At 49.6% G+C, this 19,199-nt stretch carries 12 protein-coding genes and 1 tRNA gene; 10 read left to right on the forward strand and 3 right to left on the reverse strand.

Going from position 1 to position 19,199, the window contains the following annotated elements:
* The first annotated feature begins 239 nt into the window (after positions 1-239).
* The 4 genes from mutS (at position 240) to AMF_RS06600 (ending at position 5,882) form a co-directional block, all read left to right on the forward strand.
* Entirely contained in the window at positions 240-2,699 is a 2,460-nt protein-coding gene (gene mutS / locus AMF_RS06585) for a DNA mismatch repair protein MutS (protein ID WP_012658895.1), read from the forward strand.
* Between the two features lie 10 nt (positions 2,700-2,709).
* Entirely contained in the window at positions 2,710-2,964 is a 255-nt protein-coding gene (locus tag AMF_RS06590) for a hypothetical protein (RefSeq protein WP_223822660.1), read from the forward strand.
* Between the two features lie 186 nt (positions 2,965-3,150).
* The gene (locus AMF_RS06595) at positions 3,151-4,461 is read left to right on the forward strand and encodes an MFS transporter (protein WP_100199353.1); all 1,311 of its coding nucleotides are present in this window, start codon (positions 3,151-3,153) and stop codon (positions 4,459-4,461) included.
* Between the two features lie 128 nt (positions 4,462-4,589).
* Positions 4,590-5,882 (forward strand): MFS transporter, encoded by a 1,293-nt coding sequence (locus tag AMF_RS06600; protein ID WP_012658897.1) that lies wholly within the window; start codon positions 4,590-4,592, stop codon positions 5,880-5,882.
* An 18-nt stretch (positions 5,883-5,900) separates the two neighbouring features.
* On the opposite strand, the gene nadE is transcribed toward AMF_RS06600, so the two are convergent.
* Together nadE and hemB are read right to left on the reverse strand one after the other, a co-directional pair.
* A complete protein-coding gene (nadE, locus tag AMF_RS06605) occupies positions 5,901-7,421 on the reverse strand; it encodes an NAD(+) synthase (protein WP_010269744.1) in 1,521 nt (506 codons plus the stop codon).
* A gap of 6 nt (positions 7,422-7,427) precedes the next feature.
* Complete coding sequence (gene hemB, locus AMF_RS06610) at positions 7,428-8,411, reverse strand: porphobilinogen synthase (protein ID WP_010267396.1); 984 nt, start codon at positions 8,409-8,411, stop codon at positions 7,428-7,430.
* A gap of 253 nt (positions 8,412-8,664) precedes the next feature.
* Here hemB and AMF_RS06615 point away from each other — a divergent pair, with 253 nt between their 5' ends.
* The 3 genes from AMF_RS06615 to AMF_RS06625 all read left to right on the forward strand — a co-directional run bounded on the left by AMF_RS06615 (position 8,665) and on the right by AMF_RS06625 (position 14,762).
* On the forward strand, positions 8,665-10,254 hold the full coding sequence (locus AMF_RS06615) for a peptidoglycan D,D-transpeptidase FtsI family protein (protein WP_010267398.1): 1,590 nt from the start codon (positions 8,665-8,667) through the stop codon (positions 10,252-10,254).
* Positions 10,255-10,332: 78 nt separating this feature from the next.
* Positions 10,333-13,134, forward strand: a complete 2,802-nt coding sequence (locus AMF_RS06620) for a PD-(D/E)XK nuclease family protein (protein WP_241759789.1) — start codon at positions 10,333-10,335, stop codon at positions 13,132-13,134.
* 161 nt (positions 13,135-13,295) lie between these two features.
* Positions 13,296-14,762, forward strand: a complete 1,467-nt coding sequence (locus AMF_RS06625) for an MFS transporter (RefSeq protein ID WP_012658899.1) — start codon at positions 13,296-13,298, stop codon at positions 14,760-14,762.
* Between the two features lie 371 nt (positions 14,763-15,133).
* Here AMF_RS06625 and ssb read toward each other — a convergent pair whose 3' ends face one another.
* Positions 15,134-15,640, reverse strand: a complete 507-nt coding sequence (gene ssb / locus AMF_RS06630; protein WP_010263519.1) for a single-stranded DNA-binding protein — start codon at positions 15,638-15,640, stop codon at positions 15,134-15,136.
* 203 nt (positions 15,641-15,843) lie between these two features.
* Between ssb and AMF_RS06635 the strand changes: the two genes are divergently transcribed.
* From AMF_RS06635 to AMF_RS06645, 3 genes are all read left to right on the forward strand, one after another.
* Entirely contained in the window at positions 15,844-17,226 is a 1,383-nt protein-coding gene (locus tag AMF_RS06635; protein WP_010263522.1) for a malonyl-CoA decarboxylase, read from the forward strand.
* 12 nt (positions 17,227-17,238) lie between these two features.
* Positions 17,239-18,696: an Asp-tRNA(Asn)/Glu-tRNA(Gln) amidotransferase subunit GatB gene (gatB, locus tag AMF_RS06640; RefSeq protein WP_010267403.1), complete on the forward strand. Its 1,458-nt coding sequence runs from the start codon at positions 17,239-17,241 to the stop codon at positions 18,694-18,696.
* A 418-nt stretch (positions 18,697-19,114) separates the two neighbouring features.
* Positions 19,115-19,188: transfer RNA gene (locus AMF_RS06645), tRNA-Asp, on the forward strand.
* Positions 19,189-19,199 lie beyond the last annotated feature (11 nt).

Below are 19,199 nucleotides of genomic sequence, written 5' to 3' on the forward strand. Positions count from 1 at the left end.
CCATCCGGCACCCCTCCATGCTGGCTTGATGCAGACCCGTCAAGCCCCGTGCAACACGTCAAAAGCATCAAGAAAACCACAGGATTATAGATACTCAGCGTACAGCATGCAAAAGTTTAAAACATCAACCCACCAAACGAACGCAAAAATTTTGGTGTACGTATCCGGTATTGTGTATAAAATCGCAACCCAAGCACACGCAACGGTTAGCGCATACTTAAGCACGCAAAGGTTAACACATGGTTAAGGCAAGCGACAATACGGAATATACTCCCATAATCAGGCAGTATAAGTCACTAAAAGACCAATATGAGGGGTGTTTGCTGTTTTACAGGCTTGGGGACTTTTACGAGCTTTTTTTCGACGATGCGGTTGTGGCATCTAGGGCTTTGGATATAGTGTTAACCAAGAGGGGCGCTGGAACCCCTATGTGCGGTATACCCACGCACAGTGCAGACAGCTATTTGGGAAGGTTAGTAAAACTTGGCCACAAGGTTGCCATATGTGAGCAACTTGAGACGGTGGAGGAAGCGCGCAAGCGGGGGCATCGGGCCCTGGTTAAACGAGATGTAGTGAGGATAGTAACGCCTGGCACTTTGCTTGAAGACGGGTTGCTGGAAGCGAGTGAGAACAACTATCTGGCGTGCCTTTCGCGTGTGGGAGATAGCTACGGTGTGGCGTGGATGGACCTATCTGCAGGAATATTCAACGTGCGTTCCAGTAGACTGGAGAACATTGACAGCGAAATACAGCGGATACGCCCCAGGGAGTTGCTAATTTCCGATCGACTGAAAGAGCAACGGGAAGTTGAACTGATTTTGCGTAGGCATCGGTGCGCAGTTACCAGCCATAGCGAGAGTTTCTTCGATGTCAAAAAAGCAGAAAAGGTCTTGTGTGGGATATATGGAGTGAATACCCTGCGGGGATTAGGAAATTTTACAGATGTGGAGGTGTCTGCATGTGGCTCTTTGGTTGAGTACGTGCGCACAACGCAGAAGAATAACCTTCCGAAGTTAGGCTATCCGAAAGTGTGCGATAGCAAAAGCTTTGTACTCATAGACGGTGCAGCGCTGCGGAACCTTGAGTTGTTTTGCACCCAGTCTGGGGAGAAAGAGGGGGCCTTGGTATCCGTCATAGATAGAACCGTGACTGCGATAGGAAGCAGGCTCCTAAAGCGACATCTTGCGTTTCCATCCTCCTGCCCACACGTCATAAATAGCAGACAGGATGCTGTGGAGTTTTTCGTAAAAAGCCGAAATATATGTGAGAGCATAAGAGATGTCATGCGTGGGATCCCTGATATGGAACGTATCCTGACTCGGATCAAGCTGCTTAAATGCTCGCCGCGGGATGTTTGCATGTTAGGAAAGGCCCTCGCAAAGATTCTGCGACTGCAGCAGATCATGCTAGAAGTGGACAATCCTATGTTGGTCAGGATTGTTGGTGAGTTTGGTGAGCATGAGAAGCTGCTGAAGTTAATAAGCGGCACCATACTTGAAAATAATGCAGCAAACGCCAGAGATGGTGGGTTTATAAATCCTGCATGCAATGCGCGTCTAGCCACGGTTGTGCGCATTGAAAGTGAAAGTGATAAACTCATGCAGGACCTGCGTGATAAGTACCGTAAGCTTACTGGGATAGGCAGCCTCAAGATTGCGTACAACAGCGTGCTCGGGTATTACATAGAAACCCCTGCTTCGCATAAACTTAAAGATACAATCTTCATACACAGGCAGAGCCTGGCACATACGATGCGCCATACCACCGCGGAGCTTAGGGAACTTGAGGAGACAATCACCGCTGCCAAAAGTGAGATTATGGAGCTTGAGGCTCAGATTTTCCGCGGACTTTGTCTACGAATTTCGGAGGAGGCGCAAAGCGTCGAACTTGCGGCCAATGCGGTTGCGGAGCTGGATGTTTTGATTTCACTTGCCAGGTTGGCGGTGGAGAACAAATATGTCAGGCCTATTGTTGATGATAGCAGAGAGTTCGCAGTAAAAAGAGGGCGCCATCCCGTGGTTGAGACGGGTGTGCGGTTCATTGCCAATGATGTCAACCTCTCGGAAGATGGCAGGATGTGGCTCATTACAGGGCCAAACATGGCCGGGAAGAGCACTTTCCTCAGGCAGAATGCACTCATAGCGATTTTGGCGCACATCGGGTCATTCGTGCCGGCGGAGAGTGCGCATATAGGGGTTATAGATAAAATTTTCAGCAGGGTAGGGGCTTCGGACAGCATATCGTTGGGATATTCCACATTTATGGTAGAAATGGCTGAGACCGCGGCTATCCTAAACCAAGCAACCGATAGGTCTTTGGTAATTCTGGACGAAGTTGGTAGAGGCACGGGGATCCACGACGGATTTTCCATAGCTCTGGCGGTTATAGAGCATATTCACGACGTTACGAAGAGCAGAGCTATATGTGCCACGCATTATCACGAACTGCCGAAATTTAGTTCTTATCTGAAGAACGTGCAGTGTTTTTACATGAAAATAGAAGAGTGGCAGGGCCAAGTTGTATTTCTACATGAGCTAGTAGCGGGGATTTCGGGCAAATCTTACGGGATATACGTTGCGGAACTTGCCGGGTTTCCCAAAAATGTTCTGGAGAGAGCCAGATTTTTTATGGGGGAGCTCGGTGAAAGTGGTAGTCTGAGTTCAAATTGTGAGGGTCTAGTTGGGCAGCACAGCACCTGAAGTGGTGCAGGTGGAGGATTGTGCTGAGGTTATACATGCTGCAAAACAAGGTTTCAAGGAGCTCTTGCTGCGATATGCAGAGCAAATGACGTTACCCCGGGAAGACTTTCTACCTTTTCTGCATATGAACTTCTGTCGAGGATACGTGGAGGTGTGCTGTGCCCGGCATCTTGTGCGCTTTAACCACGTGCGGCACGACGCCCTGAAGTGCCGAAATAGCTTCCGCACCGGATCTGTGTCGGAAAGTGGTGATCCGCAGCAGTAGGTTTACTATTAGCGGTAAATGCCGGGGTGTAAGCTGCCTGCTGCAGGATACTGTCATATGCGTGCGGCACTACGCCTGGGGTTGTAGGCGTTACTTTAGGTTATACCCGTATCCGGCTGTAATATCACTTGAGCGCACATATCCCCTGTGCTAAACTGGCCAGGTTGCGGTGTGGTGTGTTGGCTTGTGCGTAAACTCTGGAAAAGAATTACCGGCCTGAACGAAGTTGTATTCGCTGTGCTGCTGTGCATGAGCATAGAAAGCTACGACTTCATCGTCTACGGCATGCTTAGTTCCATTATGGCAAAAGTGTTTTTCCTGCAGAGTGCCTTTCTGTCTGATCAAGGAGATCGCGCCACATACTTGTCCTCGCTCATGGGTTTTTTAGTTTTTGCGTCTGCTTTTGTCGCGCGGCCGCTGGGCGCAACGATGTTTGGTTATTTGGGTGACAGGAAAGGCAGAGGACTGGCGCTCAACATCTCTGCTGGTATGCTGGCAGGTTCAGTTTTCCTCATATCTGTGCTTCCGACTCCTAAAACTTGGAGTCTTGCTCCTATTGCGCTGGTTGTGTTGAGAATCATTCAAGGGTTGGCCTACGGCGCCGAAGTTGGTGGTGTTGTACTAATGGCTGAGAGTGTTGAAAAACACCAGGTGAAGATGACGTGGGTCATCGGAACTGTGTTTGGTAACGTTGGGCTATTTCTTGGTGCGTTTGTGTTGCGATTGTGCGAGACTGCCCTTACGGAGGCCCAGATGCACGAGTGGGGGTGGAGAATTCCATTTTTGGTTGCGGGTGTGATTAGCTGTGCGCTTCCTTACCTGCGATCTAGAATCAAAGAAAGCCCGGATTATATGGAGTATAAAGCAACTGGGCGCAAGGAAAACATCCTCAAATCTCTGCTGCAAAACGCCGGTGGAGTGCTGCTGGTTTTTGCTATGGCTGCACTTTCCTCTGGGTTTTTTTATCTATCCATGGTTTACATGGACTTGGGCCACAAGTCAGGTACTTGGGAGTACGCAGTCTTACTATCGCTACTGACGCTAGCTCCTTGCTGCAGTTTGTTTGTGTCTGATGCTGGCAAGAACAGGAGCTACTTTCTGGTCTTGTTGGCCCTCATAATAGTTGCGATGTACCCGGTTGTGCACTTCATCTACGAAGGCCACATGGTTGCGCGCATAGTGTTTGTGCTAATATTCAGCGTATACTGGGGGTGGTGGGGGCCGTTGGTTGTGCTAATTTTCCCAGTGGGTGCGAGGCAAACATGTTTTTCAATGCCGCTCAGCATGGGATGCACGCTAGGTGGATTTTCCCCCGCAATTTGTCTGTGGCTTTCCCATGCAACGGGGCTAGATGGCGTTCCTGCATTTTACCTGATCTCCTTTGCCGTCATAGTTTTCGCAATGGTTGCGCTTTTCCTGCGGGTTGAGGGTGGATCGTACAAGTTTGCATTTTCCAGAAGAAAAGAAGGGGGGGGGGACGGAAGTGGCCGAGGCTGAGGTACCTGAGGTTTTTTAGGTGTGGGCCATGCTTCTGATTGTGCACCACCCGTATCTGGTGTGTAATGTTCTTGATCGCACATCGCCCCTGTGCTAGTCTGTAGAGCTGTCCTGTGGTGTGCTGATTCGTGTACAAACTCTGGAAAAGAATTACTGGCCTAAACGAGGTTGTGCTTGCCGTTTTGCTGTGCACTGCCATAGAAAACTACGACTTTACTGTTTACGGCATGCTTAGTTCCGTTATAGCGCAGGTGTTTTTCTCAGAAGGTGCCTTCCTGTTTGACCAAGGAGAGGGCTCCACATACTTGTCCACACTTATGGGATTTTTAGTTTTTGCATCTGCTTTTGTTGCCAGGCCGCTGGGCGCAACAATGTTTGGTTATTTGGGTGACAGAAAAGGCAGAAGGCTGGCACTTAACATCTCTGCTGGTATGCTAGTGGGATCGGTCTTTTTCATGTCCGTCCTTCCAACTCCTACTACTTGGAGCCTTTCCCCCATTGTGCTTATTGTGCTGAGGATTATTCAGGGATTGTCATACGGCGCCGAAATCGGTGGCGTTGTGTTGATGGCTGAAAGCGTCGGCAGGGACCAGGTGAAGGTGGTATGGGTCATCCGTATTATACTTTGCAGCGTTGGGATACTTGTAGGCACGTTCGTGTTGCGGGTATGTGAGGCCACCCTTACAAAGGTTCAGATGCACGAGTGGGGGTGGAGGATTCCATTTTTTATCGCAGCCGCGGTGAGTTGTTTTCTTCCCTACCTCCGTTCCAGAATTCACGAAAGCCCGGATTATTTGGAATATAAATCTACCGGGCGCAAGGAAAACATTCTCAAATCTTTGCTACAGAACGCCGGTGGAGTACTGCTGGTTTTTGCCATGGGTGCACTTTCCTCTGGGTTTTTTTATCTATCCTTGGTCTGCATGGACATGGGCCACAGGTCGGGTATCTTAGAGTATGTCATCTCATTGTTGCTTTTGATGCTTGCATCCTACGCGAGCCTGCTTGTGTCTGATGCTAACAAGAGGAAAAGCTGCTTACTGGCTGTTTTGGCTATTATAGTAGTTGCGATGTATCCGGTTGTGCACTTCATCTACGAAGGGTCAATGATCGCACGCATGGCGTTTTTCGTGATGTTCGGCTCATATTGGGGATGGTACGGGCCGTTTGTTGTGTTAATGTTTCCGGTGGGTGCGCGGCAGACATGTTTTTCTGCGCCTTACAGCGCTGGGTACCTTCTAGGTGGTTTTTCCCCAGCCATTTGTCTGTGGCTTTCCCATGCCACTGGGCTAAATACTATTCCGGCATTTTACCTGATCTCCTTCGCCGTCACAGTCTTCGTGATGGTTGCGCTTTTCTTGCGGGTTGAAGATGGATCATATAAGTTTGTACTTTCCGGAGAAGGGGGGGGGGGGAAGTAACAGCCCCGCACCGGAAACTTATGGGCTGATGATCGGCCCACACGGGGCCTGTTGTAGCTTGAAGGATGACTTTTGCACCAGGTTCATGACTGTCTCAACCAACTCTCCACTGAACCCTGACCGCACAATTTCCTCCTGCGTTTGCCCGAGGTCTACAAGTGCGTGTAACACGCGATCTAGGACGGAATATTCCGGCAAGGTGTCTTGATCCTTTTGGTCCGGCCTTAGCTCGGCTGAAGGGGCTTTACGTATTATCTCTTCTGGTATTACATTTGTCTTTTGACAAAGACTACCCCGCGGTATTTTGTTGTTCCGCCACTTCGCAAGTTCGTATACTCTGGTTTTGTACACGTCTTTGATTGGGGCAAAGCCCCCGCACATATCACCGTACAGAGTCGTATATCCCGTTAGTAGCTCGGATTTATTGCCAGTGGCGAGGAGCAACCATCCCATTTTGTTACTAGCCGCCATCAGGGATATTCCCCGTATTCTAGACTGCATGTTTTCCTCGGCCACGCCTGAGAGAGAGTTTGCAGGGAGTGTACTCAGCGCCCCAAGCGTGGTGCGGTAAATTTCCTCTATAGACATTACTGTATGGCTGGTACCAAGATTTAGCGCACACTTTGCCGCATCTTCCACGCTCGAAGGAGTAGTATATCTTGTTGGTAGCATGAACGTGTGTACGCACTGCGGCCCCAGGGCATCAGTAGCTATGGTGGCAACCAGCGCGGAATCTATCCCCCCGGACATGCCTAAGACTACGCTAGCAAACCCATTTTTGTGGGTATAATCCCTAAGCGCGAGCATGAGGTTTTGATAATCTTGCTCCTCACTTGTTGGAGGTTCTCCGACGCTGTCTAGCGTAGCGCACGGATTCATAATACTCTGATCTTCGGACCAAAGGGCACACAAGTGTGCTTTGTCGTTGTTACAAAGCAGAGATCCTCCGGGAAACACTCGGTGCTCATATCCGCCGAGTAGGTTAACGTATGCCAATGTGGCGCCGCATTTGCCAGATAGCCTGACACACGAGGATAAGGCATTTGGCCACCCGTGCGTAGATTTTCCCATTAGTATCAGTAGATCTAGCCCATTTGATGGTATACTTGCGCCACCGTGCTCCACGTCTGGGCTTTCCTCAAGCAGTAACGCGGCGGTCAAACCACTCACACTAAACATCACAAAAGCATCTCTCAAACGCTTTGGTATGTGCATCAAGGTTCGTATTGTGCCGCCGGATAGCAGGTAAATCACCTCACAAAGCTGTGCATCTCTGCGCTCAACGCCACCCACCACAATACAGGTTTGTTTGTTCAGTGTGTGCGAGGCCAGGTTTTCTAGATATTTGCGGTACAACGCTGTAAACTCCCCGAATGGTAGAGGAGCCTTGTCCAAGTATCCGGATATCGCACATCTGCTTAGCAGCATGATTCTAGCCCCGCTACTTACAGCTTTTTCATACCCTGCCAATATCTTTTCAAAGTTGCCTCGCACATCTCTTGCGTTGTAATTTAGCTGCGCAATGAAGACGTCAAACACCGCTTTCTACCGAGTTTTCAGCATTCTTGCCACTTCTAATGCAGCATAAGTGATAATACACCTGGCTCCTGCGCGTTTCATGCTGATTAGTGCTTCATACATGCATTGGTTGTAATCCAGCCAGCCACTTGCCGATGCGGCCTTGATCATGGCATATTCGCCACTGACCTGATATGCAAAAACCGGCACTTCAACCGCGGCACTTACTGCTGCGATTACATCCAGGTGAAACATCCCCGGTTTGATCATTAGCATATCGGCACCTTCATCGACGTCAAGACGTGCCTCCAGCAGGGCTTCCCTGGAATTAGCGACATCCATTTGGTATGTGCTTTTATCTATGGACTGAGACATCGTGCGGGAGCCGACTACCCCGCGAAATGGCTTATACAGGCACGAACAAAACTTTGCGGCGTAAGAGAGTATACAAACATTACTGAAGGCGCAATTATCGAGAAACTCCCTAATGGCGCCAATCCTACCATCCATCATATCTGAAGGAGCGACAACGTCACAACCCGCAGCTGCGAGCACTGCAGCCTGTTTGCAGAGTGCAGTTATTGTTGCGTCATTATCCACCTCGCCATCCACTACTATGCCATCGTGTCCGGAGGTTGTGTAAGGATCAAGCGCGACATCCGCAATAACCCCAATTTCGGGTACGCAGTCTTTTATATGGCGAATTGCGCCGCAAATTAGGTTGTTTGGATTATATGCCTCCTCCGCGTCGGTGGACTTCTTACATCTGGACGGGAACACAATTACGGCGTTGATTCCCGCCTCTAGCGCTTCACGCGCCAAATGTGCCGCACCTTTGGCGGATACATTCCGCATACAGTCCAGACCTTCTACCGGAATTATGTCTTCGTCATGCTCATGGACGAATATTGGCAGTATTAGGTTGCCAGCGCAAAGTGCAGTTTCCCTGACGATATTGCGCATCCAAGCGTGGGCGCGCCTGCGCCGCATTCTTGTTTTTGGAAACTGCATTTGAAACTCGGTCCGCTCTTCCACACAGAGTTTATTTTCTTTAACTGTATGCAGCAACTAATTTATATCGCAAAATGCCCAGCGCAGTTTCGGAGTAGTGGCCAATAGAGCAGCACACAATGGGCACGGCAGCGACGGGTAAAAAGTGAACAACAATAAGGGCTTACGCGTATAGATTATTGTGATTCTAAAATTAGTTGATGCAGCCAAGCGTAGCGTCTAACCTTCGAAGGTTTTAGTTGGGAAGTTCAACATGGACCACGTGGGGCAAATTTTTGACCGCTGTGAATTGCGGAATGAAACCCTTAATAAGAGTAAAAAGCGGCTTTTGTGTGCTACGATTCCTTTCGTGGTCTTTTTTATTATCATAACATTTAGGTTGATAACGCTCACGGCTGTGCCGCACGAGGAGATCAAACCCGCGGTGAGCAAGAATGCGCAGCCTAAAGGTCGGTTCACTATACTAGATCGCAATGGTGAAATACTTGCGACGGATATAGCCACGGTGTCGCTTTCTGCCGATACGACTGTGATGTCCAATCCTGAATTGGTGATAGAAAAAGTATCGGCCATTCTGCACGATGATAGTGAGCGTATACGCAGGCTGCTGTCGCCGAAGAAAAAGTTTATTTGGATTAAACGTGACATAACTTCCACAGAAGCGGCAGAGATCAAAGAGGCGCGGTTGAAGGGGCTACACTTAACGCAGGAAGTCAAGCGCGTATATCCGCACAACAACTTGCTCTCTCACATACTAGGCTATGTTGACCCGGATGGTAGGGGAATTTCAGGTATAGAGAGATATGCAGACATATTCGGTGTGCAGGGCGACGTCAAGCTGTCAGTAGATGTTAGAGTGCAGAATGTTGTAAGAGAAGAAATACTGCGCCAGATGGAGAAGTATAACGCGGCTGCGGGGATTGGGATCGTAATGGACGTGAGGAATGGTGAAATCCTCGCTGCAGTGAGTTTGCCAGATTTTGACCTCAATAACCGCTCAAAAGCCGAAAACTATCAAAAATTTAACCGAGTGACCTTGGGTGTGTATGAAATGGGTTCTGTGTTTAAGCTATTCACGGTAGCAAGCGCCATAGACTCCGGCAAAGTCTCAGTTGAAGATACGTATGATGTCTCACAGCCTTTTATCATTGGCAGGTACAAGGTCAACGATATGTACAAGTCGCGCAGCCCGGTGTTGAGCGTGAGAGAAATTTTTGCGCAGTCTTCAAATGTAGGTATGGCAAAAATCGCCATGGATTTGGGTAAAGACATTCAGCTGGAGTACTTTGAGAGGATGGATTTGCTGTCAGATTTGGGCTTGGAAATTCCAGAGGTGGGGTTCCCAATTTTCCCCAGAGAGTGGAGTAACAGCACCGTTGCTACAGCTTCGTACGGATATGGAGTTGCAGTTACTCCGGTGCACGTTGTGCAGGCTGCGGCCGGGCTCGTAAATGACGGCATCATGCATGATGCCACGCTTATCTTCGGAAAAGGGACGGAGGGTAGGAGAGTAGTGAGCAGCGAGACATCGCGCAAAGTTAAGCAGCTACTGAGATTTGCGGTTGAACGCGGGACTGGCAAGCGGGCAAACGTCAAGGGATATCTGGTTGGAGGGAAGACGGGATCGGCGGAGAAAGTCATAGATGGTAGGTACCGCAAGGACGCAAACTTGGCATCATTTTTGGGCATATTTCCCATTTCTGAGCCGAAATATGCGATCATGGTGATGATTGACGAGCCCAAAGGCTCAAAAGTTACGGGTGGTGCCGTGTCTGCGCCGGTTGTGGGGAGAATAATAAGTAGAATGGCCCCCATACTGAGCATTGCTCCGGTGGCGGGATAGTGACAGGGTTTCCCTCGCTGTCACACGGCTGCGTAAACATTGTGCCCTGGAGCGGTCTCGCGTAACATGTGCGCTAGTGTGTTTGTAACACTCAAGCTTATGAACGCCAGGGTTTTGACTGTACACTGCAGTGAATCGTTTGTAGAAACGGTTGCACGGTATGCGATTGCGCACCGGATAGACGCAGTAGTAGTGCCTAGTTCGACGGATGCACAACTACTCAGCCATGAAGTATCCAAGCTTACGGCACATGGCGCCAACCTCGACATTCTGGCATTTACAAGCGTTGATGGGTGTGCGGCCACCGCTTACGATGCCTCTATGGGTGCGGCAGGGCAACTTTTACTACTGGCCCAATTTGTGGCACAGTGGAGCGCCGCCCACCGCGCAGATTACCCGCTACAGATAGCAAGCGAGCTGTCGCTCCTATTGGATGAATTGCACACAAATTGTGTGGGGCCGGATGCATTACAAGTTTTCGGTGATGATGAGCTTTCCGGACGCTGTCGCATGATCGATTTTTTGTGCGATCTGGTGCCGTGGTGGGAGCAGGAGCGTAAAAGCCGCGGCTTGGCCCCATCGGGGTGCGGCATTGGCCCACTTGTAGAGGGTTTCGAGCGGTCCGGCAAGAGGATTATGGTGGCAGGGATTGTGTTTGGCAAAGTATTTACACGCTTTCTCCGGCTGCTCATGCACAGCGTTTCGGATGCCGTAATTGTGCTCCCGTACGTTGATCTTGGGCTTTCTGATCGTGAATGGCAAACTCTGCACAGCGAGCATTACCAATACTATGTCATGCAGCTACTGAAAAATCTTGGCGTGGGTAGAAATGAGGTGGAGAGGCTTGGCCAAGTTAAGGTGAATCATGTAGTTGAGCGGCTGTTTAATTTTGAGCTAACCAGTCACCTGGCCATGAACTATGGCACTGGGGAGGATATTGAGCTCATTGCGTGTTCCTCTGAGGCCGAGGAGGCTGTTAAAGTTGTGGAAATTCTGAAGTCATGCACAACAGAAGCACACCGTGGTGCGAAGGCCGAATTTTCCTGTATCGGTGGATGGGCTGCGAGTGCAAAGCCCACTCAGACAGCGGTCGATGTTGATAAGGACACGATTAGATCTTTGGAAGGGAAGAGCGTCACGTTTGTTGGGAGTGACTCGCTCGCTGCCAGAGTAGATGCGCTGTTGCGTATTGGTGCGAATTATTGCGATTATGACGAGATAATTTCCGCGCTGGTGCTGTGTTCAATTGAGGTAGTGGTTTCGTCCGGGAATGCGGTGCAGCTGCTGTGTATGCTTAAGCATCCACTAGTGAGGCTTGGATACGATGCTGACGAGTATCGCAAACTGCTGGCCGAGTTTGAAATTAGAGTAGTGAGAGGACACTCGGCTACAGGCTTTGAAGCAATAGGCAGTGCCATTAGGGAAGAGTTTCAGCAGTTGGAAGAATTTTGGCGCAAAGTTGTTGAAGCAATATCACCGATGATTAATGTGCGCGAAGGCTCCACGATTGGTGAAATAGCTGCCGCGCATGTTCAGTGCCTAGAAAGATTGATGAACAAGCTAGACACCAGTGAATGCACGCACGCGCTGAATAAAATAAGCACATTTTTTTCCTTGTTTGATAACTATTGCATGGGCGTGGCGGTATTTTCTCTGACGAGCTACAAGGAAGTGTGCACTCTATTGGTGCGGGCCTTCTTTACGATAGAGCGCAACAAATTGTTTGGGGTCAACCTTGCGACCAGAGACGCTGTCATACTTTCGGGGTTCAGCGAAGCCGAGTTCAAACCGCGCTGCAGCCACCTACTTAACAACTGGGTGCGTGAAAGGTTAGGCCTGCCTCTTTTGGAAGAGTATTGTGGGCGCATGATGTATGTGTTGTACAGCTTTTTTTATGCAAAGAAGCTTCGGATTACGAAATCAGCTGAAAGCTTTGGCGTGGCGGTGGCAGAGCCGATTTGGATTAGATATCTCACGTTTCTACTAAAAGATCGTACCGAGCGCTATGCAGCCACCCAGGCTGTTGTCAGTAGCAATGTCGTTGCCGATCCGCATCGTGCATCGGCCCCCAATCCTGGGTTGGACGTCAGGAAAAAGGCGATGTCTGTGCTTACCGCAAAAGCCGTAGACACCCTGATCAGCAACCCGTACGTGTTCTATGTACAGTACATTTTGAAGATGTTCCCCACCAAAACTGTAAACACGCAACATTCAGTGCGGGGTTTCAACATTATTGCACACAAGATCCTGCGTGAATATCTGGTGAGCATTGGAACGGAGGCTGGAGATTATAATCTTCTGTTGGAGATAGCAAAGCGTCAGTTTGATGCCATTGCCGTTACCCATCCGTACGCGCATGTGCTATGGTGGCCGAAGTTTGAAGAGATGGCGCGTAACTTTTTTGCGGTAGACAGTGAACGCAGATCCGCAGCCTCCCGTACAGAGTCGGGAAAAAGTTTTGTCTGGTACGTAAGTGAAGAGATACAAGTAATCGCCCGGTGTGATAGGGTAGAGTATATGAAAGATGGCAGCGTTATGGTTGCGTGCAACAAGGTTGGCGCGGCGCCTTCTAAGGCTGACATGCGATGTGGATTTGCGTCAAGGGCCATAGTAGACGCTGTATGTGTTGCGGAGAGTACCGGAGCGAACGTGGCCTCTTTCGCGTATTGGAAAATAGCCCCGTGGACAGTTGAAGTGGTGCAGGTGGAGGATTGTGCCGAGGTTATACACGCTGCAAAACAAGGTTTCAAGGAGCTCTTGCTGCGATATGCAGAGCAAATGACGCCATTTTCACCCCGGGAAGACTTTTCTACCTTTTCTGCATATGAGCTTCTGTCAAGAATACGTGGAGGCGTGCTGTGCCCAAATGCTGAAGCGTGAAGGGTTAGACGCATCAGTTGTGTGCCACACTTGGTGGCGATATCACTTGAGCGCACATATCTCTCCTGTGCTCGTTCTGTAGAATGCCGAAAATGGCTTCGTGCCAAATCTGCGTCAGAAAGTGGTGATCCGTAGTAGCGGGTTTACTGTTAGCAGCATAAATGCCGGGGTGTAAGCTGCTTGTTTTTCGCGGTAGATGCGCGTATTGTGTGCGCTGCCAGGTGTGGGGTGTGCCGGATGAAAATTATTTGAATACCCGTACCCCCTATGCTAAACTGGTGAGCTGCCCCGTGGTGTGCTGTTTCGTGTACAAACTCTGGAAAAGAATTACTGGCCTGGACGAGGCTGTGCTCGCCGTGCTGCTGTGCGTGGCAATAGAGTATTATGACTTTGCAGCTTACACGGCGCTCAACTCTACAATTAGCAAAGTGTTTTTCTCGCAAGGCGTTTTCCTGTCTGGCCAAGGAGAGGACTCCACGTACCTGTCCACGCTTGTTGGTTTTTTAGCCTTTGCAGCTGCTTTTGTCGCACGGCCGATGGGCGCAACAGTGTTCGGTTATTTGGGCGATAAGATGGGCAGAAGGCTGGCGCTCAACATCTCTGCTGGCATGCTGACAGGGTCGGTCTTCTGCATAGCGATCCTCCCAACTCCCGCTACTTGGAGCCTTTCCCCTGCTGTACTTATTGTGCTGAGGATTATTCAGGGATTATCATACGGTGCGGAGATAGGTGGCACTGTATTGATGGCCGAAAGCGTTGATAGGAGCAAGGTGAAGACGGTATGGGTGGCAAGGTTGACATTTTTTAGCGTCGGGATACTTCTAGGCACATTTGTGCTGAAGGCATGCGAGGCCACTTTTACGGAGGCCCAGATGCACGAGTGGGGGTGGAGAATTCCGTTTTTAGTTGCGGGTGCAGTTAGCTGTGTGCTTCCTTACCTCCGCTCTAAAATTCACGAAAGCCCAGATTATGTGAAATATAGAGCAACTGGGCGTAAGGAAAACATTCTCAAATCTCTACTGCAAAACGCTGGGGGAGTGCTGCTGGTGCTCATGATGAGCTCGCTTGCCTCTGGGTTTTTTTATCTATCCATGGTCTACATGGACTTGAGTCACAGGTCAAGTATCTGGGAGTATTCGGTTGTGTTATTACTTATGACACTTGCGAGCTATAGCAGCCTGCTTGTGTCTGATGCTAACAAGCGAAGGAGTTACTTTTTGGTCCTATTGGCCTTTATAATAGTTACGACGTATCCAATTGTACACTTCATCTATAAGGGTGACGTGACGGCCCTTATTGTGTACCACGTAATGCTTGGCACGTACATAGGATGGTGTATACCATTTGTTGTGCTAATTTTCCCGGTGGGTGCGCGGCAGACTTGTTTTTCGATTCCCTACAGTGCGGGGTACCTTGTGGGCGGGTTTTCCCCGGCGATTTGTCTGTGGTTTTCTCATGCTACCGGGTTCGATAATGCCCCAGCATTTTACCTGATCCTTTGCGCTGTTGCAGTTTTCGTTATGGTTGCGCTTTTCCTGCGAGTTGAAGGTGAATCATACAAGTTTGCATTTTCCAGAAGAAGGGGGGGGGGGGAAGTAACAGCCCCGCACCGGAAGCTTATGGGCTGAAAGCACGCACCTGAGGTTTTATAGATGCGGGTGGTGATGCGTACGCCTAGCGCGTCTTGTGCGCTTTAACCGCGTGTAGCTTGGGTGGTCAAGGAGTGTGGATACCGTAGCGGCACAATGCCGGCCCTGCTACTTACAGCTTTTTCGTATTCTGCCAACACTTTTTCAAAATTGCCGCACAACCTCCAGTGGTTGCAACTTAGCTTTGCAATGAAGACGCCAGCACTGCTTTCCATGGGTTTTCAGCATTCCTGCTGCTTCTAATGAGGCATAAGTGATGCCACGCCCGGGCACCTGCACAGCTGGTTAGCGCCTAGATTAGCTCCTAATACGCTGGTTGCAGTCCAGCCACTCGCCGATGCTACGCCCCCTCAGAAGGGTATTTCATCCATATCTTCGTCCGCAAAACTGACCTCTTCAACGATGGCGTTCTCAGGTAGGCCAGCATCATCCACGCACATCCCAGGCTCCTCATGGGGACCTGCAGCGTTTTGCAATGCATCCTGGGTGGCGGCTCCACCTCCCCTAGGATCGAGCAAACAGAGCGCGGAGTTAAACCCCTGCAGCACTACCTCTGTAGTGTACCTATCGTTGCCGTTCTGGTCTGACCACTTCCTAGTGCGCAACGAGCCTTCTATATAGACCTTACTGCCCTTGCGTGCGCAGGTCTTCACAACGCGAACGAGCCCCTCACTGAACACGACTATGCTATGCCACTCCGTCTTTTCGGTGCGTGCCCCAGACGCCTTGTCTAGCCAGCTCTCAGAAGTTGCCAGGGAAAAACTTGCCATTTCTTTGCCATTTTGCATAACCCTGACGTCTGGGTCTTTCCCCAGATGCCCAATCAGGATCACCTTATTAACACCAAGCGAGGACATATATCCGAACCGAAGTACCAGAAGCGCGCACAATCTTAACCGTGTAAGGTATCCAGTTCAAGCTTTTGTTGTGGGTCCCACCCGTACGTCGGGGTCATAAGCGCGGTTGGCACGGATTATGCACCATAACGGGCGAAGTATAGATGGACGGAGTCTGCTAAATGTTATAAAACTGCAAGGTTTGTATTAGCCTTCTAGCTTGCGTGGAAAGCTCGTTGCTCAAGATAAAGCATAGAACACTTAGCAGTGTGGCAAGGGTCGTCGGTGAGGTGACCGATGTTGTCATGTCCTGGGTTGGCAACATAAGTAGCGATCTTGCCAGAAGCCAGGATATGGACAAGCTTCTTGGGAAAATGCAGGAGTGTGTTAGCCCGAAGGGTGGGGAAGTTAAGGCGAGGCACAATACTATATCCCTTGGAAATCTCTACCTGCACCTGTCTGATGTGGGCAAGGCCAAGTTTCTGCGTATGTTGAATGACCAGTTCAACTCTAGTAAGGAGGATATAAACCGCAAGATCAGTGCATACGTAAACAACAGCAACGCAGATCTCGAGGAAAAACTTAAGTTCGAGCTCATCTCCGTTCTGCTCTCTCCCAGGTTGGCCATTCTTAGGCAGTTTATGTCTCTGTCGGAAGGAGTGAAGTTTCTTGTGGATATGCGGGCCGATGTGGTTACGCTAATCAGAAAGGGAGAAGATTTTTTCGCGCTTGAAAGAGATTTAAAGAGTGTACTATCTTCGCTGTTTGATGTTGGCTTGTTAGATTTGCATCAAATAACCTGGGATTCTCCGGCATCACTACTGGAAAAGCTAATATTCTACGAGGCGGTGCATGCAATATCCTCCTGGGATGACCTGCACTACAGGTTGGATTCCGACCGTCGGTGTTTCGCATTTTTTCACTACAAAATGCCGGGGGAGCCGCTGATATTTGTGGAAGTTGCCTTGGTTGACACTGTGGCGGACAACGTGCAGGCACTGCTGGATGGTAGCATTCCTAAGAAAGATCCTGCCGATGCCAAGGTTGCGGTTTTCTACTCGATCTCAAATACTCAAGTTGGTCTGAGTGGGATTAATCTGGGAAATTTTTTGATCAAAAGAGTGGTTGAGAGGCTTTCTTGCGAGTTTCGCAATATAAAGACCTACGTGACGCTCTCTCCCGTGCCTGGGTTTGTGCAGTGGCTCAAGAGCCTGACTCGGGATGAGGTGGTTATACTACAAAAATTGGGCATTACGCACACTCTTGGTGAGGTACAATCACTTGTGGGCAAGGTCAGTAAGTATGGGAGCTTTGCTCTACCAATACAGGAAATGTTCCTAAAATTGTGTGCACATTACCTAATCAATGAGAAGAAGGGCAACAGAGTATTAGACCAGGTCGCGCACTTTCACCTCAGCAATGGTGCGTCGGTTAAGCGGCTAAACTGGATGGCTGATAAGTCAGAAAAGGGACTAGCGTGTTCCATGGGCATTATGGTAAATTACTACTACGAGATTGCCAAAATTGATGACAATCATGAGTCGTACGTGGTGCACGGGAAGGTGATTGCTTCCAAGGAAGTGTCGGCCTTGTTGAAAAAGGGTTGATGTGGGGCGAGTGTGGCGGCAAATACTGGGATAATTAAGGGAAACACCCACGAGTGGGAGATGGTTATAGGCCTTGAGGTGCATGCTCAGGTTATTTCAAATAGCAAGCTATTCTCCGGGGCCTCTACGGGTTTTTGTTCCGAGCCCAATACGCAGGTAGCGTTGTTTGACGTGGCAATGCCGGGTACTTTGCCGGTGCTGAACGCCCGTTGTGTGGAGCAGGCGGTTAGGACCTCACTGGCGCTCTCTTGCGAAGTTCACAAATACTCGGTTTTTGACCGAAAAAATTATTTTTATCCTGATCTTGCATCTGGCTATCAGATAACGCAATTCTACTTTCCAATCGCAACTGACGGGCATATCACACTTGACGAGTGTTGTAGTAAGGACGTCAGGATATCCAGAATCCACCTGGAGCAAGATGCCGGTAAGAGTATGCACGTTGGGGATAAAACCTACCTAGATTTTAACAGGGCTGGGGTGGCCCTGATGGAAATTGTGTCTGCACCCGATTTTCGATCTCCGGAAGAGGCTGCTGAGTACATCAAAAAACTGCGTATAATATTGCGCGCAATAGGGACTTGCGATGGCGACATGGAAAACGGTTCCTTGCGTTGTGACGCGAACGTTTCTGTCAGAAAAGTTGGTGATAGCAATCTGGGTGCGAGGTCTGAGATCAAAAACCTCAATTCTATCAAGCATCTGGCCCAAGCAATAAGGCATGAGGCGTGCAGACAGGTGGAGGTGCTCGAGAGCGGTGGGGTAGTCAGCCAGAGTACCATGTTGTTCGACGTTGATACGTGCACTACCAGATCTATGCGCGAGAAGGAGGATGCATGCGACTACCGCTATTTTCCAGACCCGGATTTGTTGCCGTTGGAGCTCACTACGGCATTCATCGACAATATACGCGCGTCTCTACCTGAGCTTCCGTCGGAGAAGAAGCGTAGGTATATGCAAGACATCGGCCTATCACGGTACGACGCGGATATTTTGTCTTCGGACAAGGACGTGTCAGCATATTTTGAGTCTGTCGTAGCCAAGCACGCCCCGGATTTGGCCGTGCCGTGGATCACTGGAGAACTTTTTGGTGCGTTGAATAAACGTGGGTCAAGCATTGCGGATTCACCCGTAAGCGCGGGACGTCTGGTGGAGCTGTTAGACTTGGTTGCTGATGGCACAATATCTGGGAAAATGGCCAAGCAAGTTTTTGCGTTGATGTTTGAAACAGAAAAATCTGCCTCCGATATAGTGCGTGAGCAGGGCTTGTGCCAGATCACCAGTGAAGAAACTTTGGCCCCTATAGTGGATAGAATAATAAGTGAGAGCCCCGATGAGGTTGCGGAATATAGGCAGGGCAAAACAAAACTTTTGGGGTACTTTGTTGGGAAAGTTATGAAGGAGACCAACGGTCAGGCCAACCCGGGGCTTGTGAATACATTAATAAAACGCCGACTTGCCGAAGACTGAGTGCGTACTGCCACCTTTCGATTTTTTGGTGCTTCGGTACGCACTTAACCGCGTGCCATTTTGAAGGTTTCGGTGTGCTACTGTGGGGCTATAGCGTCTTTGCTGCAATTACTGGGGTTGTATTTTAACGCTGTACCGTGCACAATTGCTCTTCTGTAGCTTACTGTTGACCTGCCTGTGATTGCATCGTAGCTTCACGGGTGCACTGCCTGCGGTATTTAGGCGGTTATGCACTCTTGTCTGTATGTTTTGCTCAATGCCTGCTTGCAATGGGCTGCTATGGGCCGCTTTGCGCTGTATCGTACTTGTAGTATTTATCGCAAGAGGTGCGTGTTATACAATGTTCCGCGATCCGTGTGCGCGGCAAAACTGTGATTGACAACGGATTTGTAAGACATTAGCATTCTGCTTGGCTTGTGGGGGTGTAGCTCAGTTGGTTAGAGCGCAAGCCTGTCACGTTTGAGGTCGCGAGTTCAAGTCTCGTCACTCCCGCGTCGATGTGT

Origin of the sequence: Anaplasma marginale str. Florida, from assembly GCF_000020305.1 — a bacterium.
In the GTDB taxonomy this organism is placed as follows: domain Bacteria; phylum Pseudomonadota; class Alphaproteobacteria; order Rickettsiales; family Anaplasmataceae; genus Anaplasma; species Anaplasma marginale.